This window comes from Enterococcus sp. GPZ-007 (assembly GCF_059374735.1).
In genome coordinates this window covers 1-22,548 of record NZ_JCAFYN010000038.1, presented here as the reverse complement: position 1 = coordinate 22,548, position 22,548 = coordinate 1, and the positions used below count along the sequence as shown (strand labels likewise).

Here is a 22,548-nt window from a genome sequence, read left to right as displayed (position 1 = left end):
CACTTCCCCTTCCTTCTATTGTTCAGTATTCTTTTCCTTCTTTCTTCGTAAAAGGAGTACCAGCAAAAGAATGACTAACAAAATGATGATAACTATCAATAGATATAGTAAATAATTCTGCTCAGGCTCTGGATCGTTGATGGCTTCTTCATTCAACTTGTCCGCCTCTTCTTTTGTAATCGTAAAATCCTTTGTCCACGCCCATGTTTTCTGGGCCCATTTATCATCCTTAGTAGTGGCACTTAAATGAAGCGTGTATTCCCCAGCCTTCAATTGCTCCTTTCCCAAAAAGAAAGGAACATTGAAATTGGAGTTTGGCGCCATCTTACGCCCTTTCAATTTGCCATTAATCAAAGCCTCTGATTGACCTTTTCTGGTAACTTTACCTGTAAAATTCAAATTTGAGATGATCGCTGGCTGATCATTTTGAACAGTTGCATTAATCACCTTTTGGTAATTGTTCAGATCAGGAAAAACCTTTAAAAGATTCATATTAGGCTCATCAATTTCTTTTTGAACGGTTAGTTTGACTGCCATTGCATAAGCAAAACGATTTTCAATCGTAATGCTACTCTTCTTACTTTTTGATTTTTCCTTTTCCGTTTTATTTTCTTCGTCTTTTTCAAAATACCATGAGCCTAAAATAACGCCTTCTGGAGCCTCCTGTGGAACGCTTATTTTCATTGCAACAACTTTTTTCTCTCCAGGTAAGAGTGTCACTGTTCCATTCCCGTCAATTTCTGCAATATCAGAAAAACGAATTTTTAAACTTTTATCTTCTTCTTTTTTTGGCAAAGGCGCTGAATAATTGATTTCTCCATTACTATTCGTATAGGTCGTATAGTCTTTCATAATCACCTTTGTTTCTGAAGAACCATGATTCGTCAGTTCTGCTTGAATTTCAAAATCGTCTCCCGATTTGACCAATAAATCGTAAAATGAGCTTGATTCATCAATTTGCGAAATGGTCGGGGGAATTTTGGCAACACTGTAACCTGCGCTTTCTCCTTCCTCAGCAAATACTAAAGAATGAGGAATTATGGAAAAAAAAAGAATGACTGTCAAAAAAACAATTTGTAAACGTTTCACGGAAATTCGTCCTTTCAAAACGGTAGTATAGCCGTTTGCATGATAATTATTATGGTGCGGCTGTCACAGTCCAAGTGATCGTTGAAGTAAATGTTCCAACAGACGCTGTACCCGGTGCAACAGTTAACTCTGCACGATCACCATTTTCAATGATGTTGCTAGTTGTATTTGCTTTACCTACAAGATCACTGTTAACAACAGTATTTAGAACGGTCACTGACGAGCCTGTTAATGGAATGTCTCCAGCTGACGCTAAAATAGATGTATCTGGGACAATATCTGTTGTCGCAGTATTCCCTTGTGTTGTATTTGCAATACTATTTCTAACAACCCCTTTTGGTAGAGATAAGGTTGAGCCTGTTAGATCTTTTGTCCCTGTTGAAAATTCTGTACGACTAGCTGTCACAGACCACCCATTCGTTCCAGCATCTCGATTATCACGTACTTCAAGGTATGTGTTCGTTGGCTCATTATCCGAATATGTTTTACCAGCTTGTTCTACCTCGTGAGTGCCAAAATCAAATTTAGGAATAACCTTTAAGATTAATGGCCCAGCTTCTGGTGTTGGATCTGGCTTAGGGTCCGGTTTAGGTTTAGAAGGATCAACGGGATCACTCGGGTCACCGCCACCTGTATTTTCAGTAAATGTGATTTCGCCAGTCGAATCTGCTGCTAATACTTGCGATGCTCCTCCGACAAGCATTGAACCTACCATTAAACTCACAATCATCAGTTTTGTCTTTTTCATAATATATATCCCCTTTTTTTAGTTTGTTGGACCTCCATCGGTTAAGATCCAATAAATTTTGTTCGAATATTCGCCTTCCTTAACCATGTTCTTTGGTATGGTGAGCATAACCTCTTGAGATTGCCAAGAATTTGTTGAGGTTGATTTACCAGCTTTTTTTGACGGATCACTTGATGCAGAGAAAATTATTTTTTCATCATTCGTTATTTCTACACCATATGAATCCAATTCAGAGGTAATTTCACTAGATCCTTCGTTGCTATTTCTATTTCTCGTCTCTCCCATTGGAAGGATCAATGTCGAACCTTTTATCTCGTAATCTGAATGTTCATTTCTTAAATAACCATCCTGTCGGACCCTTAATGACCACCCATAGGTTCCTGCATCACGGTTATCGGTCACCTGTAAATACTGAATATGACTGTCAACCCCAGTTGCATAATAGTTATGAGCAGCATGGTACATTTTTTGTGTGCCAAAATAGAAGCCTTTTGGTACGACATCCAATGACAAAGGTCCTCGTTCATTTGTTGGTGGATTGTTAGAATCTCCCGAATCATTAGCATTCGATGGGTTTGTAGGATCTTTGGGCGGTGTCGAAGAATTATTGTTCACTAAATCAACTTCTCCGTTTGAGTTTACTTGACACTGTACCGTTTCTTGCGAAACATAAAGACTCATGCATAGACCAAAAACTCCCACAAAAAAACCTCCAAGCATCCACTTTTTCATTTCTATTATCACCTCATTCTTATACCTACTTTATCTATACCCTCCCTTCTGAATTATTCAAAGGATAGTTGAATCAGATATAAATTGGCCATTTTAGAGAACCAATCCTTTCTCTATAGACGATTGAACTATCCTTTAGCTTCTGAATCGCATTTTTCTTCTTAGTTCTCTTTTAACTAGATTTATTCAACTGTTCGCTTTTTCCAAACAGATAAAATGATTACGATACCAACCATCATTATTCCACTAAAAACAAATAAATGATTTGATTTTTCTGACCCCGTTTTAGGCAATGTTTTTACTTTTCCATCTGTGTTTGGAGCCACTTTCTTCACAGTCGTTCCACTACTTGTTGGAATAACTTTTTCCGTTGTTTTCTTTTCCTTCACTGTAAGGGTGATATCCTTTTGTGCAGTTAATTCTGCTTGAGTTTGTTCGTCCATTCTCGAAGCCAGATAACGTATTTTATACTCTCCAGCTTTTGTTAAACGATTGGTTCCTTGTGTTGTTGGAATTTGATCATTGATAACTTCAAAAATCAACTTGTCCGCACCCGTTGTCTTCGCCCAACCTAACACGATTTCTTTAGTCAAAACATCTCCTACATAAAGCACATGATCTTCCGCCTGAATCGTTGGAGGCACAACTTCTTTTTTCTCTTTCACCACAGTGACATAAGAGGTGTGGTCGACTATTTCACCCAATGAGTTGATTACTTGGTAAACGATCGCATGCTTACCTGCCACCGAAACATCTAGATCCGATTTAACAATTTTGATTCCAAATTTAGTATCCACATCATAAGCACCTAACCGCTTTTCTTTCCCTTGACCATCTATTTCATAGGCCTCAATATACTTCATGAAATCAATCGCATCTTCATAAATAGAGCCAGTATGGGTATAACCAACTTTAGGTTCGGCAATACGAATTCCATTAATGACTGTGATTGTCACCTTATCAGTAAGAACCTTTCCATTTGGTAAGGTCGCTGAAAACTTCACTGTTGAAGTCCCTAACTTATCTGCTAATTGACCTCCCTCCACAGCGACTGTTATTCCCTTAGTATCAACAACCTTATTCTCATTGTTTTTAACTACGAGACGTTTTTGGATTTCTTCAGCTAGCTTCGAATTTTTAGGTATAGAGAAATCAGCGATTGTCAACTGATACTTCACTTCTACCTTAGGCTGCACTGTTATCACAATTGCTTTTTCTGATTTTTTCCCTTGAGAGTTTTCCACTGAATAAGTCAACGAATAGGTACCAGCTTTTGAGGTATCAACTTTTCCAGTAATTCTAACTTTATCTGTTAGAACACCATCTTTAGAGTCCCTTGCAGTAACTCCCTCTTTGGGATCAAAGGATTGACTCCATTTTAGCGTCCGATCCTTTGCTCCAATTATTTCTGGTAAATTTTCTGTACTGGAAACTGTCGAATGATTAAGTACTTCAGATTCTACAGATTCCACGGTACTGCTACTTTCTTGAATCGCCTCACTTTCCGCAGCTAAAGTTGTCGGTGCAACACTTCCCAACAAACCAGCCAAACAAACGATCATACATCCTACAAATTTCTTCTTTTTCATATAATCCCACCTTTCCATTCTTTTCATTATTACTATGTTTAGTAATTGATTCTGTTTCCATCTTGATCCAAAGTAAATCTTCCATTTGTATCAATGCCATTGCGTTCTATAGCTCTCAATCGTGATAGTCTGAGTTTCATCTGCCGATACCTCTTTAAAACAGAAGAAAAAACAAAAGATTGGAACCACCAAGAACAACTTTCTAACTATCATTCAATCACATCCTTTATTACTATTTTTTCCAGACCTTTTCTCAAACTTGTTGACCGTTAATCCACTATTTTCATCTTTTCCGGTATATACACCGTCTGAACTAACCGATAAAGGGATGAGTAAAAAGAGCATCATTAAAATGAATAACCATCTCTCTTTCATTTTTCCTCCATTTTCTTTGTAAGAAACTAGTTCACTGGACCTAACGTGAAATTACCGTTCGTATCAAGTCCATTCAATTTCAATATCGCATCAAATTGATCCATATTTTTAACCAGTCCATATTTTGCTGCTGAATCTTATAAACGAAAAGCTTTTCTCTTTTTGACAATACCTACCATGCCCAACAACAGAAATCCGATAATGGAAAGCAAAACACTCGACTGTTCACTCCCCGTCTTTGGTAACGTTCCTTTCTTCTCCGATGCACCAACTGACACTTTTCCTGTATTAGCTAGGCTTTTTTTTGCTGATGTGTCTGGTGACTGAAAAGCTACCGGACGATCCTTAACAGTCAGTTTGATGATTTTCTCCTTTGTTTCGCCAAAATTTTGAGAGGCGATATAGCGAATGGTATATTCTCCTGACTTAGTTAATTTGTTAGTGACCTTATTGATTGGAATTGCTTGATCCAACACTTCAAATTGAAGGTGGTCGGAATTTTCTACCTTCGCCCAGCTATAGATCATATCCTCCGTCAAACTATCCCCTACATACAACACTTGATCTGTTGCGGTGAGCGACAACTCCTTCAATGCCTCCTGTACTTGGACCTCATAAGTATGATTCAATGTTTCACCAAGAGAATTCGTAATCCTATATCGGACGGTATAGACACCTGCTTTAGAAAAATCAAGCGGGTTATCGAGAACTTCTACTCCAACCTTTTTAGTCACGTCATATTTTCCTAATTTAATCATTTTCCCGTCAATCCCAATTTCATAGGCAGCGAGAATCGAATAAGGATCAAATGAATCTTTATTAGCACCGACATAGAATAATCGGAAAATATCTGCTTCCTCAACACGTATACCGCTAACAACATTAATCTTTACTATCATTTTAGATGATGTCCCATCTGGATAAGAAATCGTAATTAACGCAGATATCTTACCTAGTTTGTCAGTATTCCCACTACTAGTGATCGTGAAATTCACTTTATCTGTTGAAACTACTTCACCTTTCAAGTTCTTGATGATCACACGTTCTTTGATCGCCTGTTTATAATCTGCGTATCTAGGTAGAGTAAAATCAGAAATCTCTAACTTATAACGAGATTTCATTGAGCCGTTTTCTTCTGTGTCACTTGATGAAGAGGGTTTCGTTGTACTACTTTCTTCCGTACTGCTTGACGATGGTTTCGTCGAACTACTTTCTTCCGTACTGCTTGACGATGGCTTCGTTGTACTACTTTCTTCCCTGCTACTTGATGATGGCTTCGTCAAACTGCTCTCTTCGGTACTACTTGATGAAGAAGGTTTCGTTGTACTGCTTTCTTCCCTGCTACTTGACGATGGTTTCGTCGAACTACTTTCTTCCGTACTGCTTGACGATGGCTTCGTTGTACTACTTTCTTCTGTACTGCTTGACGATGGTTTTGTACTACTTTCTTCCGTGCTACTGGTGCTTGTTTCGGTAGTACCAGAATCTTTTAAATAGAAGGTCCATTCCTTCTTGGAGGAATTTACTTGAAAAGTGTAGGTTTTGATGAACTTATCATTGAGCTCATCAATTGGAATGGTTAATGAAGTGGGATAATAAGTATCATTATCAAAATCATCTTGCATTTCCCAGAAATTCATAAGCAGATTTGGTGAAAGAATTTTAGACAAATCTACTACAATATTTCCTTCTGAATCATAGATGAAATTATTGTGCAGTTCGATCGAAACGTTCGGAGTACAATGTCCTTTAAAGTTAGTAGTCGAATTCTTGTCATTTTTTGAAGAGTAATAGATAGTAACATCCGTACTCTCATCTGAAAAAATCTCAAACAATTGATTAAAATTTTTAGCATCAAACTTTTCTATATTATTTCCAGAAATATCAAGCGATTGTAGAGAAGTATTATTAGAAAGATCCACCGTCTTTAGTTTATTATGTTCCAATTCTAAATATTCCAAATTCGTGTTGTTCGACAGATCTATACTAGAAAGATAATTGTTCGCTAAGGTTAAGTGCTTCAATTTTTTTAGTTTAGAAAGATCGATTTTTTCAAAACCATTCATGTCCAAACATAACTTAGTTAAATTTTTACAATTAGATAAATCAAGCTTATTTAAAGAATTATCAAACAGATCAAGCTCTTTTAAACTAGAACTATTCGGCAGCTTTACCTCTAGAAGGTCTCCAAACAGAAAGTCTAGCTTTTCCAGTTTATTGTTTTGAGAAAGATCCAATCGGTGCAAATACTCATGTCCGTAAAGAGATAAACTAGATAAATTATAAAAATATTCAATTCCTTGAAGTGATTGTACGGTGTCGGCGGGATTAGTTGCACCATACATATTCTCTTTGAAATGGATAGTAGTCGCCTGATCTAACTCATTTTTTGAAAGAACATTATCCTTATCTAAATCAAAATTTGTTTGGATATACTCTATGAATAACGGATCGGTAAAATGCTCGGAATCAATTGGAACATCAGAGCTGCTTTGTGCGCCATACGTGCTAGGATAGACAAATAGTACGCATACAAATACCAATAATATAAAACCCAGTTTCTTCATCGAAAAGCCTCCTAAACTTTCTAGTTATCATTTAAATCGGATATTCCTCATATCATCTACTCTACTTCACGAATTTGATCAGCTTACTCGAAACTATCGGATAACTCCGGAGAATCTTTTAGTTTACTACCAAATTTAAAACTTCCATCTTTTTAATTATTACCTGATAGCTTATGCCCAATCACTCGACTAACTGCTTTTGCAATAGTATTAGAACTAGGCAACATCATTAAAAATAAAGCATCCCTGTAGGTTATTTCGTCTCCTTCAAATATTATGGGACCACTTCCCCCGACGATGTCAGATAATTTAATCTTAAATTTTTCATTCAAATCTTGAATATTTTCAAGCATGATTATTGCTGTCATCACTTTGGTTAACGATGCTTGCGGAATCACTACATTTTCATTAAAGGAATAGAGTATTTTATGTTGGGAGTTTGTCCAATAAAATGGATTATTTTTAATTTGTAAAATACTACCTGAACAAGCTTCGAATACTTCTGTAGGCTTATATTTGGAATCCAACATTTTTTTTCGAGCAACATCTATTATCTTTTTTACATCCATAAACCTGCTACTCAGCGTTTTTGATTGCATAATCGATACTAAAAATACATTTTCGTCTTCATCACATACCAACATCAAAATATTAAAAACATTCGGAGTAAGAGTCCCAGTTTTACATCCTAAAATGCTATAAGATGATTCTAGTTCTTGTGATATACCAGTAGTTTTTATATCTATAGTTCTGTAATTTTTACCTTCAATCTTAACAGTGTGTCTCTTCGCTCCCCAAACTTTTAGAATTTCTGAAAATCCTGATGCATGCAAACCCAACTTTAGCATGTCAGAAGATGTAGAAAATTGTCCGTTATTTGACAAACCATGGGAATTTTTGAACACAGTTTGTGTCAGCCCTAAGAACTGACACTTTCGATTCATTTCTTCTATAAATATCGCTTCAGCTTCTGAATCACTTAAAAAAATCTTTTTTTCTTCTAAATCTTTTCCTTCATTTAAAACATTTTTAGATATCCGCTTTAAAGTTAAATTTTTAATAACACCAGACAAATTTGCTCTATTCAAACCTCCAACAAAAAAGTTAATTCCCTGATTCTCTTCAAAAGTAATAATTTTCTTTAATAAAACAAAACCTTCAGTCTTACTAGAAACTGCCAGTGAGCTCCTTAATCCACCAATACCTATTCCTAATTTCCCGGTTTTGTGTTTTAGACAGTTCACTTCTAACGAAAGGAGATACTCACAATTCTTTTGCACATACAATTCTTTCGCATACTGTGTCACCTGATTCTTTTTATTTGATTCTATTCTGAGTTCATTAAAAGACTTCGGAGTAGGAGAGCCATAAATCAATTTCCAATAAGGACTCGTTTCTTTATCTGACAAAGATAACAAGTTATCTTCCTCCGGCGAATCAAAATTTCCAAAATTCTTATTCAGTACAACTCGCCCCTTATTTACTTTATATTCGATATTTACTTAGAGATTTTGTGACTATTTGTTCACACAATTCTTCAAAATTTATCCCCGTGGCCTCAGCTTCTTGTGGAAGCAGGCTACTTGGTGTCATCCCTGGCAAAGAGTTGACCTCTATCATATAGATTTGGTCTTGTTCATCAACAATGAAATCTGTTCTCGAACAAACAGCTAGTCCCAATAGTTGATGAATTTTAAGAGCCATTTCCTTCATTTGATCACTCAGGTCATCCGTTATAACAGCTGGTACAATTTCCTCTGTTAAACTTTTTTGATATTTGTTTTGATAATCGTAAAAACCAGATTTTGGTTTTAATTCAATCACTGGTAATGCCTGTTCACCTAACACACCAACAGAAAATTCTCTTCCATCAATTTTGTCTTCAATCAAAATTCTAGAGTTGCTCGTATATTTAAGAGCTTTGCTAATGGCCTGTTTTAATTCGTCTCTGGTATCCACGATTGATATTCCAATACTTGATCCACTATCAATTGGTTTAACTACTGCTGGTAATTTGATTGATTCAATACCTTCTAATCCAGAAACAACCTGCCAATTCGCTGTTGGTAAATCATGAAATCTCATTAATTCTTTTGAGATCAACTTATCCATCGCTAACAAGCTACTTTTATAATCGGACCCAGTATACTTGATACCATGCACATCAAAAATAGCTTGTAGCTTGCCATTCTCACCTATACCTCCGTGTAATGTAAAAAATGTGATATCTGCACTACCGCATATTTCTAAAACATTTTCTCCTATCTCTTTGCTTGAATTGTTTCCCAAATCAGGTATTTCTTTTGAAACAGTATAGCTATAATGCTTTGTTTGATACTTTTCATAAGCCGAATTAAAATCAGTAGATCCAGAAAGACCTGATGACAAATCAATCAATAATACCTGATGTCCTTTTGAAATCAATGCATTAGCTACTTTACTTCCTGACGTCATTGAGACTTCTCGTTCGTTACTCTTTCCACCAGCTAGTACAACTATTTTCACGAAAAATTCCTCCATTTTTTAGTCTTATACTTCTATTGAAATTTATTCATCCATGTCTATCATCACAACATTTTTTATTACACCACTAAGATTTGCTTGATTCATTCCGCCAAAATAGATTGGAATCATTCGTGTCTCTTTAAAATGAAAAACTTGTTGTTTTAAAATGAACCCAGGCGTTTTCTCTAAAACGCCCAAAGAATTTTTTGACCCTCCTAAACCTATACCAAATTTTCCTGAATGGTGTTCAGTGCAATGAACCTCAAAACATAAAAAGTAGGTATGATCTTTTTGAACAAATAGTTCTCTTTTATATTGTGGAACCTGACCGCTTGAATTAGGTGCGAACACAAACGATTCATCTATAGAAAAAGAAATCGAATCCCCGTAATGTAATCTCCAAAAAGTAGGTAACGCAAGATTGGAAATGTGTAACAAATCTTTTGACATTTTATTGGTTAATGGATAGACATTCTGTATTATCTTCGCCACGCTTTCATATCTCCTCTATTCAATTACTCTTTCTTTTTGTAACTCTTTGTCTAATAGAAAACTGATTCGTTTGTAATCACTCCCTGAAATCGATCCTTTTAGTAATAACAGACTATTTTCAGTGATATTCCTTTTAATTGCCGCCAAATAGCTATCTAAATTATCAAACCACCGGCCTGGGATTGATGCGTTCAAGACAACCTTTTTCATCCCTTCTCCATAGCCTAGCAAAACATCAGCACCTGAATTATTAATGTGAGGTAGAAGTTTCTTATGTAGCTCATCAGAGTGTTTACCTAAATCAGCCACCTGACCAAGTACAAGTATTTTCTTTCCGTTATAATAAGGAACTTTGTTTGTAAAGCTTCTAAGGGCGTTAATCATGGATGGAATTGCAGCATTATGAGTATCGTCAAAAATTTCTACTCTTTTACCATCTATATATCCTTTCTTTCGCTCCATAATTTTAGGAAGAGAATAGAATGTCGAAAATCTTGAAAGATAAAAATCAATATCTAGTCCTAAATTAGTCAGTACAGCAATCGCTGCCAATGAATTCTCTACCATACCTGCACTAGACAAACTTAAATAATAAGTGTGTAGCTCATTATTAAGAGAAATCGTCACCTCAGTAAAATCTTTTAATTCCTTCATTGAAATCAGAAATAGATTTGCGGAAACATCTTTCATGCTATAAGTAAAAATATTCGCTGTACTTTTTTGAGCTTCCTCAACAGCAATTTCAAATTGTTCTGTTTGAATATCTTGATTTATTATAGCTACTCCATTTTTGCTTAATCCTTTAAAAACATTCGCTTTGAACTCGGCCAAAGTATTCAAATCTGCCATGCCACTCATATGAGCATAACCGATTGAAGTTAATACAGAGATTGTTGGCTTAATAAAAAGAGTTTGTGGTCCTTTATCTTTGTAATTTAAAGCATTTAGAGATACCTCTAAGTTTAAGATATCAGGAGACTGGACCATTCTAGTCATGTATAAAGGCATGGCAAATCTTGTGTTATGATTTCCAACATTAGATAACACTGAAAACCTTTCACCTAAAAGATGTTCGATCATCATTCTAGTTGAGCTTTTACCAACCGATCCAGTAATTGCAATAACTGGAATATCTGTATTCATTCTAAGATAATCACCAACTTGATACATGAACTCCCAAGTATTAGGAACAATAAATTGAGGGATAGTCTTCTTCAGACTATCTATTGGATTTTCAGTCACTAAAACTTCAAATTTTTGAGGGTCTCTTTTTACTACCTCATTTCCATCTGGCCATTCTCTTTTTACCCCTAAAGACTCTCTCATTCTCTTAGTCGTAAACGCAACAAAACCAATGTGAGAGACATCTGTATGTTCTACTCCTGCAGCGGTATATTCAAAATTTGTAACAAACATTTTATTAGCAATTTCCGGAAATAAAAAATAGCCATCAAAGTTTTCAAAATCTTTTTTTGTAAATGGTTTTGGCTTCAATTTGCTTTTAATCATACTGTTCATACTTTCTCCCTTAGAATTATCCTGCTATTCATTCAATCAAAAAAACGATAATGTTCGTTTTGATAATGTAATATTCCGTTTATTATTATCATGCAAATAACGTTGGTGTATGCGATAAGTGGATTCTTTGCTTAGTGCAATTTCTGAAGCTATCTCTTCCAATCTTAATGAAAGGACTGTCTTCCCTATGGTTTCATATTCCTCTGATCGTTTGTAAAGAAATTCGATCAACGCTTGTTTTGAGTACTCATTTCGTTGAACTTCATCATATTCACTACTTGTCAAATAATGCCGAACAATCCTTTGACCAGAGGGCGTGCGATAAATTTCATTAAACTCTTCCTCTGATCGTTCAGTTAAGAATAAATTCAACATCATCTGATATGTCTTAATATTGGCTGTTTTCCTCTGAATCTGTATATTTGATGTCACAGTTATTAAATGTTTAATACTCGCTATATTTTCTGGTTTCATAATCTTTCCCAACCGCAATAACCTAGATACAAGTAATACACCATCTTGATTTTGAGTACGTGCAAAAGGAAGAATCATTTCCTCCGCAGCCTTAGCACCCAAATTGGGATTATTTAACCAATAATGATATAAATGACGATCTATCGAATCTGTAACTTTTAATTCCTCTAACAAATCATTCGTTTCCTCTTCGGATAGTTCTTCAAATCGATAATCCAGTAAACTTTCTTGATAGTTCACAGCCTGTGGTTCAACAATTGGTCGCCAATTGGGAACTCTCAACCAATTTTTTTCTTTGAACCAACCATTTTCACGGAAGTCTCGCATCTCTTGGTACTCCTGTGAGTCAGCTCTTCGAATGATTTGATTATCTTTTAGTACTTCTTTGAACAGTTGATCAGATTTCGTAGTGCCTAATTTTTCTAAATCCAATAAATTATCTACCACTTGATCGCTTAACAATGCGCTTCCCAACATGGTAAATGAAATGCCTTTGTCTTTTGCATTTATAAACAGATCAAAGAAGTGATAGGCTGTTTCTTCAGATAATTCATTAGTAAAGTCAACCAACTCAAAATAATTATCTAGGACCATTAAATAAGTCCCATAAACTCGATAAAAAAAACGTGGAATGGCATCTGCTTCAGGCTTTTCTTGTAAAGAATCTCGCATTCCAGTAATTAAAGGACGAAAATTAATCAGTCGGAAATAGTCTCGAATAATTGGTAACTTCTCTAAGAAGGGATAAACAAACCATTGAGTATTTGCAACCAAATCTCGGTCTAGATACAATTCTGGAATATTGAAATTCACTATTTTTCGAACATCATTGATATGGCCATACAAAACAAAATCACTAAAATGAATAATACGCTGTGTTTTCGCATTAAAAATTGTCAAAGGATACTCAAATATTTCTGGTAAAATTCCCCTGTATTTTTTTAAGTCCTTTCTATTTCTAATTTTCGTTGGACGTTTTTTTACATAGGGTTTGATTTGCTTCAAATGAGTTAAGCTTCGATCTGTTCGTGCTTTTAAAACAAAGCAGTCTTCTGGCAACTGGTCTAAGGCTTTTTGCATTTGCATCGCTTGTCGAAGATAATTCACAGAGTTTGTTCGACCTATTTGAACTCGATTATCCAATGGTACCTGTTCAATAATCTCAATATTGTTCTTTTCTATTTCTTTACGCAGTTGCGGGAAAGAGTCAAAATCACCTTTCCATGTACTAATAACGATCCCTTGAATAGTCTCTTCAGAGCGCATTCTCAACAGCTCATCTAATACTAAGCGTAGCTCTAACTCATCACGGATCGCTCCGCATACAACTGACCAAACAATTCTTCCTTTACTGTTCTTCTTTGTCGTCGACTTCTTTTCCATTTTTCCCAACCTAACCAATATTTTCTATTTTGAAAAGTCACTTATTTTTTCTTGAACAAAGTCTTGTAATTCTTCTGGCGTTCCTAATGCTGCAAAACTACTCTTTGGTAAAAAGATTGGATAAATTTGTTTTCCATGTTTAATTAAATCGTTATATAAAGGTGCGATATAAATTTCTCCATATTCTTCCAATAATTGATCTGACATTTTTTCAAAAGCATTAGAAAAATCTTTCCAGCGACAGAAATAATACAATCCGACAGAACCCCAAGATGAGATTGGACGTTTCTCAGCCATATCGATAATTTTGTTCGATGATTCATCCAATTTAGCAAATGACCAATGGGTTCCTTCTGCCTCAAATAACGGAACTGAGCCATCACCTTGAACGATCATTTCTTTCGATAGATATTCAGACTTAATTGTCGTATCAATATTGTAGATCAAGATATCTTCATCATCCGAAAGAATATCTGCTACTTGCATAACTGTATCAGCTTGTCCTCTAGTCATTTCTGTGAGCTCCATAATGAAATAAGACTGAATTCCCAACGTTCTCATTTCTTCGATTAAATGAGCTTCTGAATAGCTTCCTTTTCGAACAATAAAGATAAAGTGTTCATCATAAAACTGTTCCAACGAGCGCATTGACCATGCAAATAGACTCAGTTCTCCAGCCATGATTTCATGCTTAGGTTGCTGATATCCGACTTTTGTAAAGCGACTTCCTTGACCTGCCATGGTAATAATTACATTCATTCATATTCTCCTGTTTGTGAACATTCTCGAAATTTCTTTTTTATAGAGGTAACTGAATTTCATTCTTAGAAATACGAGTAAATTTTACACTCTCTACCTCTTCAAAATACGGCTTCAATATTTTCATCGCCTGTCCGAACATCACTTTTTGTCGTTTAGGGTAATCTTTATGCAGCGGAATCATAGACAAGAATAAAAGTCCTTCGATCAAGCGAATTTGCTGAATCTCATAATGTTCTCCAACTTTTTGATTTACCAACTTAGTAATATTTTCTTGAAGTTCCGACTTCTCAAAGTGATAGGTGTAGCTTGTGTCCGTTGCTTCATTTAATTCAAAATTATCTGTGATAATGTGGTCATATGATCCTTCGAAACTATGAAGAATCTTCGCAATATCATAGAACTCATCACCATAAATATCGAAAGATCCAAATTGCCCTCGTGGATCGATTAGCTTAATCAAATGACTCTCACGATCTAATAAAATATTACTAAGACAGAAATCACCGTGAATAACACGAGCAGTTTTTGCATCTAATAATCCAATCTGCCCCAACACTGTTTCTAAGTTTTCAACGATTGTCTTCAATGGCAAATAAGTCTCTCCATTAATCTCTGGTGATTGCTCATAAAATGGCTGAAACGCCGGATCTTGCAACAGTAGCTTTAATCGATCAATTGTTTTTTGGAAATAAATATCTAATAAATCCTTTTCCTCTAAGGCCAGAGATTGGGCTTCAGAACACTCCGACATCTCTTTGCGTACAAACAACATTTTTTCAATGATTTTTTCCCAGTCATTGAGCTCTAAATTGCCATAAATATAGAGAGTGTGTAGTGTTTCGTATGGATAATACTCCATCTTCACTTCTGGTTTTGTTGGTTCTAATGAATAATCATAAATGCGTGGTGTTAAGTATTGAAGTGAAGGCGGCATCTTCAGGTACCACTGAATTTCATTGATCAGCTTCTGACGTTCTTCACTACTCTTAGTCAGAATACCTCGTTGATCATCAATCGTGATCGCATTAAAGAAGCGTGCTTGTACGATTTTTTTAGTCTCTAGATACTCGGCTTCGTGCCCTAAATCAAGCCAAGAATCCGTAAAGGACAATGCAACCTGCTCAAATTTTTCATCGTAGTACGTAATGGCATGATAGAAAGACAGGCTATCATCCGTCATTTCATTGTCATCCACCGCTTTACAGGAAGTTAAAAAGTTTTTCCCACTTTGAAGGCCAAAGACACCAGCGACCACTTCCCCTTCTTTTTGATCAGAAGAGGCATGTTTATGACTAAAAGTGAGTTGCTCATTTTCCCGAACAACACTGGTCCAAGGCCCTAGCTGCTCCTTTTCACCAGTCAGCAGGTAATTCTTTACAGATAAAGATGCTGTTTCTTGAATGACCGTATCTCCAAAGTTGATGATCAATTCAAAATCATGACCAATCAATGGAAGCATTTGTGTCAGCGCTTGTTGGACCACCTTCAATAAGGAAGAACTCTCTTGATCTGTTAAAAACAGCTCGTAAATTCTTTCGCTTTTCTTCAGAAGCTTCACGTTCCTATCAGGTGCCTGCTCTTGATTGGAAACCATAAAGATGTAGTCTTTATTTGAATAGGTCTGTACTAAATACTCCCCAATACTTTCATTTTTAAAGGGAAGCATTGATGGATAAATGTCACCAAAACGTTTTTGCATTTCCATAGGTATCTTTTTGGTATTTAAGATCATTACTGCTTCCATGCGTCATCCTCGATTCGTTGTAAGATTTCTTCTTCCGTTAATGTGATAAATTCCTTCGGTCGGATCGCTCGATCATCCACGTAAAAGCCAGTGTGTCCACACCAAGGTTTTCCAACATGTAATTCATCATAAGGAATCTGCCATTTTTCCAGCCATTCGATTAAGACTGGAACAGTGATTTTATTAATCAAGCCAAGATTTCCTTGATGGGTATTCATCTGTCTCGCCGTTTGTAAAACAATTTTGTAGCCCATTTCTCGATACTTTCTCATCTGATCGACAACTTCGGGATATGGCTCCAAGTCTTTATATTCCTTCGATCCTCGTTTTTCACAAAAGGTATTATCGATATCCATTACGATTGCTTTCATCTTCGCTCCCTGCACTTTCAACTAAACTATTCTTTTCATTGATGTTCTGGTCTTTACTCCTCCAACACCTTCACAAACTCCTGATATTGTTTCTCCGTCAGATCTGCCTTATGCAATTCTTTTAACTCAGTTATTTGATCTTCAGTTAAGTATTCTTTGTTGTATTTGATTCCAGAGAGCAGTTCTTTGAAACCCACATCAGACAATTTTCCATCAGACTGCGATGTTTCGGGTGTTTCGACTGATTCTGATGTTTCTAATGATTCAGGTGTTTCAGCTGATTGTTCACTGGTATTTTCAGTTGAGTGTCTCGCTGGCTTTGAGGAAGACGAGTGCAGAGACGCCGTCACTTTTTTTGATTCCTCCGTACTTGATTCTTTGGTTGACGTTGTTTTACAACCAGCTAAGCCTAAGAGCAGAGCCCATAGACTCCCAATAATAATTATTTTTTTCATTAAACGTATTCCTTCATTTCATTAATAGAGTTTGTTCAAATAGAAAAATCGATAAACCATCACCGCTAAGTAAAAGCTCATAATCAACCCCAAAAGAATGTAGTACCCACGAGTAATCTGTAACAATCGTCTCAGCTTTCTATACCCGCCATTCTTGGTTCGGTATGGTATCGCATGAGCTTTTCTTACATATTTCTGATAACACAGCACTAACCAACCAAAAAGGAGACTATTTAATAGAAGAAACACGATTACGAATGTTTGATAACTAAAGACAATCTTGGGTGTGATATTGACTTTTTGAAGAGTTTCCTTCGCTATTTTTCTACTTTTGATGATGACTTGGTCATTCGTAAAACCCAGTAGATTCTTTCTTTCAATCGTAAGAAGTCCTTCATTCGGGATCACTTTTCTTTCCTCCTGTGTATCCCCTGTCTGTATCGTCGTGATTTGATAGACACTGATTTGGTTTCCTATTCTCAGATAGAAGCAATCACCGACTTTCAGTTGAGTTAGTTTTACAAGGTCCGGGAGGTTTTTCCAACGATCCTTAATTGTCAGGACTGTATGTTCACTCTTTCCTGTGGTGGGAAGAGACCCCTGTTTATAATGAAAAAGACATTCTTTCATTTCTTCTTTATAAAGTGGGGTCTCAGATAGATGCACTGTTGGAAAGGAGAATGTTCCGATCACTCCATCAGTGTCAGACACTCTCTGAAAGTCAGGCCTTTTCGATAGTGCGATCGTATCTATTTCCATCAGGTAATCATTGTATTTTGTTTGATAGTCAAGACTAGTGGGCGCTACCTTCCTGTAATTCTCCCTGTATTTCTTTACCATCACTGATTTTTCAGCTGTCATTTTATCCTGGTGTACAATCGGAAATAATAAGGAAACGAGTGTAGAAACTAATAAAAAGAAGAACGCACCCTTCAAGATCCAGCTTTTATGATTCAACGACCTTCAAATCCTTTGGAACTTCGATACTCATTTTTTTCAATTTTATTCTTTTTAAACGATAGCCATGTCCCCACGAGGTCTCTAAGCAAGAATCATCAAAACCATAGGTTGACAGCTTCTCTTTAATACTGCGAATAATTCCAGACAGGCGGCTTTCCTTCGATTTTGTTGGTGCTTCTCCCCAAAGTTGTTGAGATAAGTTTTCGCGAGAAATGTAATCGTCTTTGGAAGCTTGTAAAATTCGAAAAACCTGAAGCTCTTGTCTAGAGAATTCTCGAACCATCATTTCGATGGTTCTGTCTTCACTATTTTCTGACGTCCATTTCAGTGCAAATTTTTTCTCATTACAAGTAATCAATTCCTCTCGCAGCTCATCAAAGCGCATCATCTGTGAAATAAGACCTGTAACTCCCAATTCCCGCCAAGTTCTCGCAACTTCAGGAGGCAATGGATTAGTTGTTTTTCGATAGATCTTACAAGTGAAATTTAAGAAAAATGGCAAAATATGACTGACCTCTTGATCAGAGATCGTCTCACTGAAGATCAACGTATCAAAATAATTCAAATCCATTCCAAAATAATCGTTTGTCATCAAATCTATCAGAAACTTTTTACTGCATAGCACTTCATGACCCAAATCATTCAATTTTCGAACAAAATCCTGTTCAAATGAAAGACTCTTCGTTAATAGTAAAATCGTCATTGATTCTTCCCTCCTACTGCTGCTGTTCAATGAGTAGCGTCCCCTTCGCTAGCTGCTCAACTTTGTATTCCAAGTCTGAATAAATTTCTAGTACCGCTTCTTTTGAGTCTGAGACTTCTCGAAGTGCCTTCTTCGCACGATTCCCAATATTCTCAACCTCTAATTCTGCTGCGCCAATCAAATGCTTCGCTTCAATCTGCGCTTCCTCAAGCGTACGATTGGCTTGTTTTTTCGCGGTGTATAGAACTTCTCCGATTTCGAGCTGAGATTGAGTCACTTCCTGCTTCAAGGCTTCATTTTTCTCCATCAACTCATTGATTTGCCGTTTGGCTTGACTTAATGCTTCTGGGTCATAGTCCCGCTCTTCGGATTTCGCCTGAAGCTGCTCTTCTAGCTTTTGTACCAGCTTATTTTTTTGTACCAGAGTCTCTTCTGCTGCCTGTAGGCGGTTGATCGTCTCTTCCTTTTCTGTTTGGATCTGTTGATAAGAATTGTTCAGTTCAGTGATTTGCTGCGTCAATTCTGTTAATTTCTTTTCTTGCGTATCAGATTGCTCTTTTAACTCCGCAACCTGTTCCGCTTCTTTTTGTAATTCATTCATCTGTGTTTCTTTCTCTAGTAGGTTAGCCTCCAATTGGGCATTTTTCTCCACTAGCTTTTGATTAACTGTCCCATGATCGATTTGCTCTTCCAATTTAACGATTTCCTCCTGTGCCTGAAATAGTGCATTATTAAGTGCTTCGCGCTCTTTTTTAAATTGCTCCTCCAATGTTTGCTTTTCTTCCCCTAATTGATTGACGATATCTTTTATTTCTTCCATTCCTGCTGTTCGCTCCTCTAATTGTTTATTTTCATTTTGTTGTTGGATAAGTTGATTTTCCAAGTTTCCGCGTTCTTCAGTCAAACGATGAACCTGTTGAGTGAGATCGCTATATTGTTTCACCAATTTCTGGTGTTGTTCCCGTGTTTTAGTAAGCTGTTCTTGATTTTCCTTCAAGGCTTGCTCTTGCGTAATGCATTTTTTTTCAAGTACTAGGCAATTTTTAGTTGGTTCCTCTTTTGCCAAAATTGCTTGTTCTAGCTGAGCTTTTAGTTCTTGAATTTCCTGTTGTTGGGTGCTGATTGTCCTTTGATCCTGTTTTTGCTGTTCCGCTAATTTCTTGAAGCTTTCCTCCTGTTCACGGCCCCTTTCTATAGTTGCCTTCAGCTCTTCTATGGTTTTCTCATCTTTTGCGAGTGTTTCTTGGTAATGGTGCACTTCTACTGCTTGTGTCTGAATGGTTTGTGCATCTCTTGCCTGCTGGTCATTTAAGACTTGAAGCTTCTGTTCCATCTCGTTCAATTCAGTGATACGTTCTTTATGCTCATTGATTTGCTGTTCATAAGCTGTCAGCTTCTTTTGTTGTTTTTGTACTTCTTCGGTTAGCTGTGCGATTTTATTGTCATTCTCTTGCTTTTCTAATGCGCTTTGTTCAGTCAAGGTGTGTAAAGCTTTGTTTTTTTCAGCCAGATGTTTCTCTAATTGCGCACGTTCTCCTTGAATGACCTTCAGCTCATTGATCGCCACTTTTCGCGCCTGTTCACGCTCTGCTAACTTATCAGCGTCGGCCTGTTGCTTCTCGACAAACAAAATTTGTTCTTCCTTCAGCTCCGCGATCTGCTTTTTCAATTGATTCTCGATTGTTAAACGCTGTTTCTTCGTCTCTTCTAGTTGTCGTTGGTTTGTAATCAATTGTTGGTTTTGCTGTTTGATTTTTTCTGTCAATTCATTAATTTTTTTATTTTTATCGCCATCCTGAGTAAGCTTTTTCTTCAATTGTTCTACTTGCTCCGCTTGTTCTTTGACCGCGGTTCGTTCCTCTTTGATGGTAGCCTTCAGCTGTTCATTCTGCCATTTTTCCTGATAAAGCTCTTCTACCTGCTTACTATGAGTTTCCTTTAGCTCATCCAGACTCTTTGTCAAACGACGAATCTCCGTTTGATAGTCCTCCTGCTGCTGAGTTGTACTTTTTAAACGTTCCTTTAATTGAGTAATTTCCCTGGTTTTGTCTTCGATGGCCAAACGCTCTTGTTCGACCTCATCATTCGTAAAATCTTGGATTTCCTCAATGATATTTTTATTAAAAAACCATCCTGCCCGTTTTGCCATTAGCCTTTTCCTTTCCGCATTTCTGATTGAAATGTAAACTGACCTCTTTCATTCCGCATATGTGTGCCCTTATACACGTCATTTCCTTCACGATCGACAATCATGAGATGCACTTCCGTGACTGCTTTGATGCCTTCCATTTCACGCATCAATTCCGAAATATTTTGACCAAGAATCACAAGGTTCGCATTCGTCGCCTCTATCGATCCGTTTAATAATACCTTTACAGAATCGGACTCATCACCATTAGATAAGACAAGATTGGCATCCTCGATATATGGCAGCAGCTTCTCTGACAAAGCTTTCTCTACCTGTCCCTTAGACTCTATCGTTTGATCCTTCGCAGTTAGCGTCTTTTCTAGATCAAGGCCTGAAGACGGATACTCCTTTAACAGATTTTTGGTGCTTTGCTTTACCTGAAGCTTCTTGAGCTCCTCCTGTAATGATCGATTATTCGCACGAACCCCCTGTACCTGTGTCTCTACCTGAAATAATTGAAGGATCGCAAAGGAAAGAACCGTAATCAGCCCCATCGTACCTACAAACAGAACCATAAAGCTCTTACGCAGCTCTCTTTGTTTGAAATGATTCAATTTTGTTTGAAAAAGAATCGAGGTCTGCTTCACATTGATTCGATTCAATTGGTAATGAACCACTAAGCGATACAATAAACAGAGGAAAATGATTCCCATCATTGCCAAACAACATATAATAAACACGTTCACTTCTTTTCCTCCTACGTTATCGAACGAATACACTTGCTATGTGTGTATTCAATAGGTCTTCATTGGTAAATCAAATGCATTGGCCGCTTCTTCAGTCATCTGATTCATGGGGACCACACTCTCTAGTTCTCCTTGAACAACAATCCGAGTCGTCGCATAGATATCCCCACAGGTCAGCAATGTAACCAAGGTTCGCTCAGGATCAACCTCCAATACCTCGACTCTCTCTGGATCGACCTCTTCTTTCCAAACTGCGACATATGTATAGACATTGGTCAAATCTGTGAGATAGATTTTGTCTCCTATTGACACCTGCTCTAATGGCGTAAATAGCAAATCCGCCTGATCGGATCGATGACTGGCAATTCCATAGTTTCCTTCACCCATCTCTTGATCCGCCGAAAGTGTTCCCGCACCATAATAGAGACCATCATTTTCCAGCCCTTTAAATACTGGCAGGCAAATATCTACACTCGGTACTGCCACACTAGCAATTACTGGCAATTTTTTACTCTTGCCGTTCAGTTCACCTCTTAATTGAGCTGCTTGGGACTTTGCGATCGCCCGCATATTCAAGGGCTTTACCGCATCAAAATCAAAGGTGGTCTCTTCTTTCTGATTTTCTTCTATCTCTTTTTTGGTTACTTTTGAGATTTCATACTTTTCCCCCGTTTTCTCCACAAAATAATTCTTGATGGGTTTGTTAAATACAAACAAACTCCCTACCAAAATAAGTAGAATACCCAAAAGTCCAATGATTTTTCGCTTCATGTCTTTCTCCTAAATAATCAAGAAGCGGATCGGATCAAAAAGACCCGCTTCTTGAAAAATAATGGTTGCTTTCTAAACATTATTTACTATGTTTCCCACGCTTTCTGCGCTTTGTTAATCCAATTAATCCAGCAGCTAACATCCCTAGTCCAGTAACACGATAAGCCGAGTGATCTGACTTCATTCCTGTTTTTGGTAAGGTGTTCTTTTCAGCAGCTTTAGTCGAACTAGATTTCGGCGTGCTACTTGAATACGAGTTCGTTTTTGCTAACGTAGTGGTCTTTTCAAAAGAAATTGGATCAGCAGTATCTGGTTCATCACCCGAAGGTATTGGGTCAAGAATACACGGATCATCTGGACCACCAATAACAATATCTGAGTCCGAGTCACTGTCTGAGTCCGAATCGCTATCCGAATCTGAGTCACTATCCGAATC

The 22,548-nt window shown here is 36.9% G+C and carries 21 protein-coding genes; all 21 read right to left on the bottom strand.

All coding sequences use genetic code 11. The annotated features are described in order from the left end of the window. Positions 1-15 precede the first annotated feature (15 nt). Positions 16-1,089: a WxLIP family cell surface protein gene (locus tag AC4J95_RS16330; protein ID WP_494550766.1), complete on the bottom strand. Its 1,074-nt coding sequence runs from the start codon at positions 1,087-1,089 to the stop codon at positions 16-18. Between the two features lie 49 nt (positions 1,090-1,138). After that, positions 1,139-1,837, bottom strand: a complete 699-nt coding sequence (locus AC4J95_RS16325; RefSeq protein WP_494550765.1) for a WxL domain-containing protein — start codon at positions 1,835-1,837, stop codon at positions 1,139-1,141. A gap of 18 nt (positions 1,838-1,855) precedes the next feature. Beyond that, positions 1,856-2,539 carry a WxL domain-containing protein gene (locus tag AC4J95_RS16320; RefSeq protein WP_494550764.1) on the bottom strand — a complete coding sequence of 228 codons (684 nt, stop codon included), beginning with the start codon at positions 2,537-2,539 and terminating at the stop codon, positions 1,856-1,858. A gap of 212 nt (positions 2,540-2,751) precedes the next feature. Then, a complete protein-coding gene (locus AC4J95_RS16315) occupies positions 2,752-4,158 on the bottom strand; it encodes an immunoglobulin-like domain-containing protein (RefSeq protein ID WP_494550763.1) in 1,407 nt (468 codons plus the stop codon). A 213-nt stretch (positions 4,159-4,371) separates the two neighbouring features. Further along, the gene (locus AC4J95_RS16310; RefSeq protein ID WP_494550762.1) at positions 4,372-4,533 is read right to left on the bottom strand and encodes a hypothetical protein; all 162 of its coding nucleotides are present in this window, start codon (positions 4,531-4,533) and stop codon (positions 4,372-4,374) included. A gap of 137 nt (positions 4,534-4,670) precedes the next feature. Beyond that, positions 4,671-7,100: an LPXTG cell wall anchor domain-containing protein gene (locus AC4J95_RS16305; protein ID WP_494550761.1), complete on the bottom strand. Its 2,430-nt coding sequence runs from the start codon at positions 7,098-7,100 to the stop codon at positions 4,671-4,673. A 152-nt stretch (positions 7,101-7,252) separates the two neighbouring features. Next, entirely contained in the window at positions 7,253-8,518 is a 1,266-nt protein-coding gene (locus tag AC4J95_RS16300) for a serine hydrolase (protein ID WP_494550760.1), read from the bottom strand. Between the two features lie 67 nt (positions 8,519-8,585). Beyond that, positions 8,586-9,605 (bottom strand): D-alanine--D-alanine ligase family protein, encoded by a 1,020-nt coding sequence (locus AC4J95_RS16295; RefSeq protein WP_216405623.1) that lies wholly within the window; start codon positions 9,603-9,605, stop codon positions 8,586-8,588. Between the two features lie 42 nt (positions 9,606-9,647). Further along, positions 9,648-10,097, bottom strand: coding sequence for a hypothetical protein (locus tag AC4J95_RS16290; RefSeq protein ID WP_216405621.1), 450 nt, complete (start codon positions 10,095-10,097; stop codon positions 9,648-9,650). 15 nt (positions 10,098-10,112) lie between these two features. Next, on the bottom strand, positions 10,113-11,615 hold the full coding sequence (locus tag AC4J95_RS16285; RefSeq protein WP_494550759.1) for a Mur ligase family protein: 1,503 nt from the start codon (positions 11,613-11,615) through the stop codon (positions 10,113-10,115). Between the two features lie 36 nt (positions 11,616-11,651). Then, positions 11,652-13,472, bottom strand: a complete 1,821-nt coding sequence (locus AC4J95_RS16280; RefSeq protein WP_494550758.1) for a hypothetical protein — start codon at positions 13,470-13,472, stop codon at positions 11,652-11,654. Positions 13,473-13,496: 24 nt separating this feature from the next. After that, positions 13,497-14,231 carry a sugar phosphate nucleotidyltransferase gene (locus tag AC4J95_RS16275; RefSeq protein ID WP_216405613.1) on the bottom strand — a complete coding sequence of 245 codons (735 nt, stop codon included), beginning with the start codon at positions 14,229-14,231 and terminating at the stop codon, positions 13,497-13,499. A 40-nt stretch (positions 14,232-14,271) separates the two neighbouring features. After that, a complete protein-coding gene (locus AC4J95_RS16270) occupies positions 14,272-15,978 on the bottom strand; it encodes an aminoglycoside phosphotransferase family protein (RefSeq protein ID WP_494550757.1) in 1,707 nt (568 codons plus the stop codon). After that, complete coding sequence (locus tag AC4J95_RS16265; RefSeq protein ID WP_494550756.1) at positions 15,966-16,349, bottom strand: LNS2 domain-containing protein; 384 nt, start codon at positions 16,347-16,349, stop codon at positions 15,966-15,968. Before AC4J95_RS16265 ends, AC4J95_RS16270 begins: the two co-directional genes overlap by 13 nt. A gap of 53 nt (positions 16,350-16,402) precedes the next feature. Next, complete coding sequence (locus AC4J95_RS16260; RefSeq protein ID WP_494550755.1) at positions 16,403-16,804, bottom strand: hypothetical protein; 402 nt, start codon at positions 16,802-16,804, stop codon at positions 16,403-16,405. A gap of 21 nt (positions 16,805-16,825) precedes the next feature. Continuing rightward, the gene (locus AC4J95_RS16255) at positions 16,826-17,761 is read right to left on the bottom strand and encodes a sortase family protein (RefSeq protein WP_494550754.1); all 936 of its coding nucleotides are present in this window, start codon (positions 17,759-17,761) and stop codon (positions 16,826-16,828) included. Next, positions 17,751-18,467 carry a winged helix-turn-helix domain-containing protein gene (locus AC4J95_RS16250; RefSeq protein WP_494550753.1) on the bottom strand — a complete coding sequence of 239 codons (717 nt, stop codon included), beginning with the start codon at positions 18,465-18,467 and terminating at the stop codon, positions 17,751-17,753. Before AC4J95_RS16250 ends, AC4J95_RS16255 begins: the two co-directional genes overlap by 11 nt. Positions 18,468-18,480: 13 nt before the next feature. Continuing rightward, complete coding sequence (locus tag AC4J95_RS16245) at positions 18,481-20,616, bottom strand: coiled-coil domain-containing protein (RefSeq protein ID WP_494550752.1); 2,136 nt, start codon at positions 20,614-20,616, stop codon at positions 18,481-18,483. After that, positions 20,616-21,341 (bottom strand): hypothetical protein, encoded by a 726-nt coding sequence (locus tag AC4J95_RS16240; RefSeq protein ID WP_494550751.1) that lies wholly within the window; start codon positions 21,339-21,341, stop codon positions 20,616-20,618. The genes AC4J95_RS16245 and AC4J95_RS16240 overlap by 1 nt, the downstream gene beginning before the upstream one ends. Positions 21,342-21,389: 48 nt before the next feature. Beyond that, positions 21,390-22,112 (bottom strand): class A sortase, encoded by a 723-nt coding sequence (locus AC4J95_RS16235; protein WP_494550750.1) that lies wholly within the window; start codon positions 22,110-22,112, stop codon positions 21,390-21,392. A 79-nt stretch (positions 22,113-22,191) separates the two neighbouring features. Then, a partial coding sequence (locus AC4J95_RS16230; protein ID WP_494550749.1) for an LPXTG cell wall anchor domain-containing protein occupies positions 22,192-22,548 on the bottom strand: 357 nt, incomplete at its 5' end.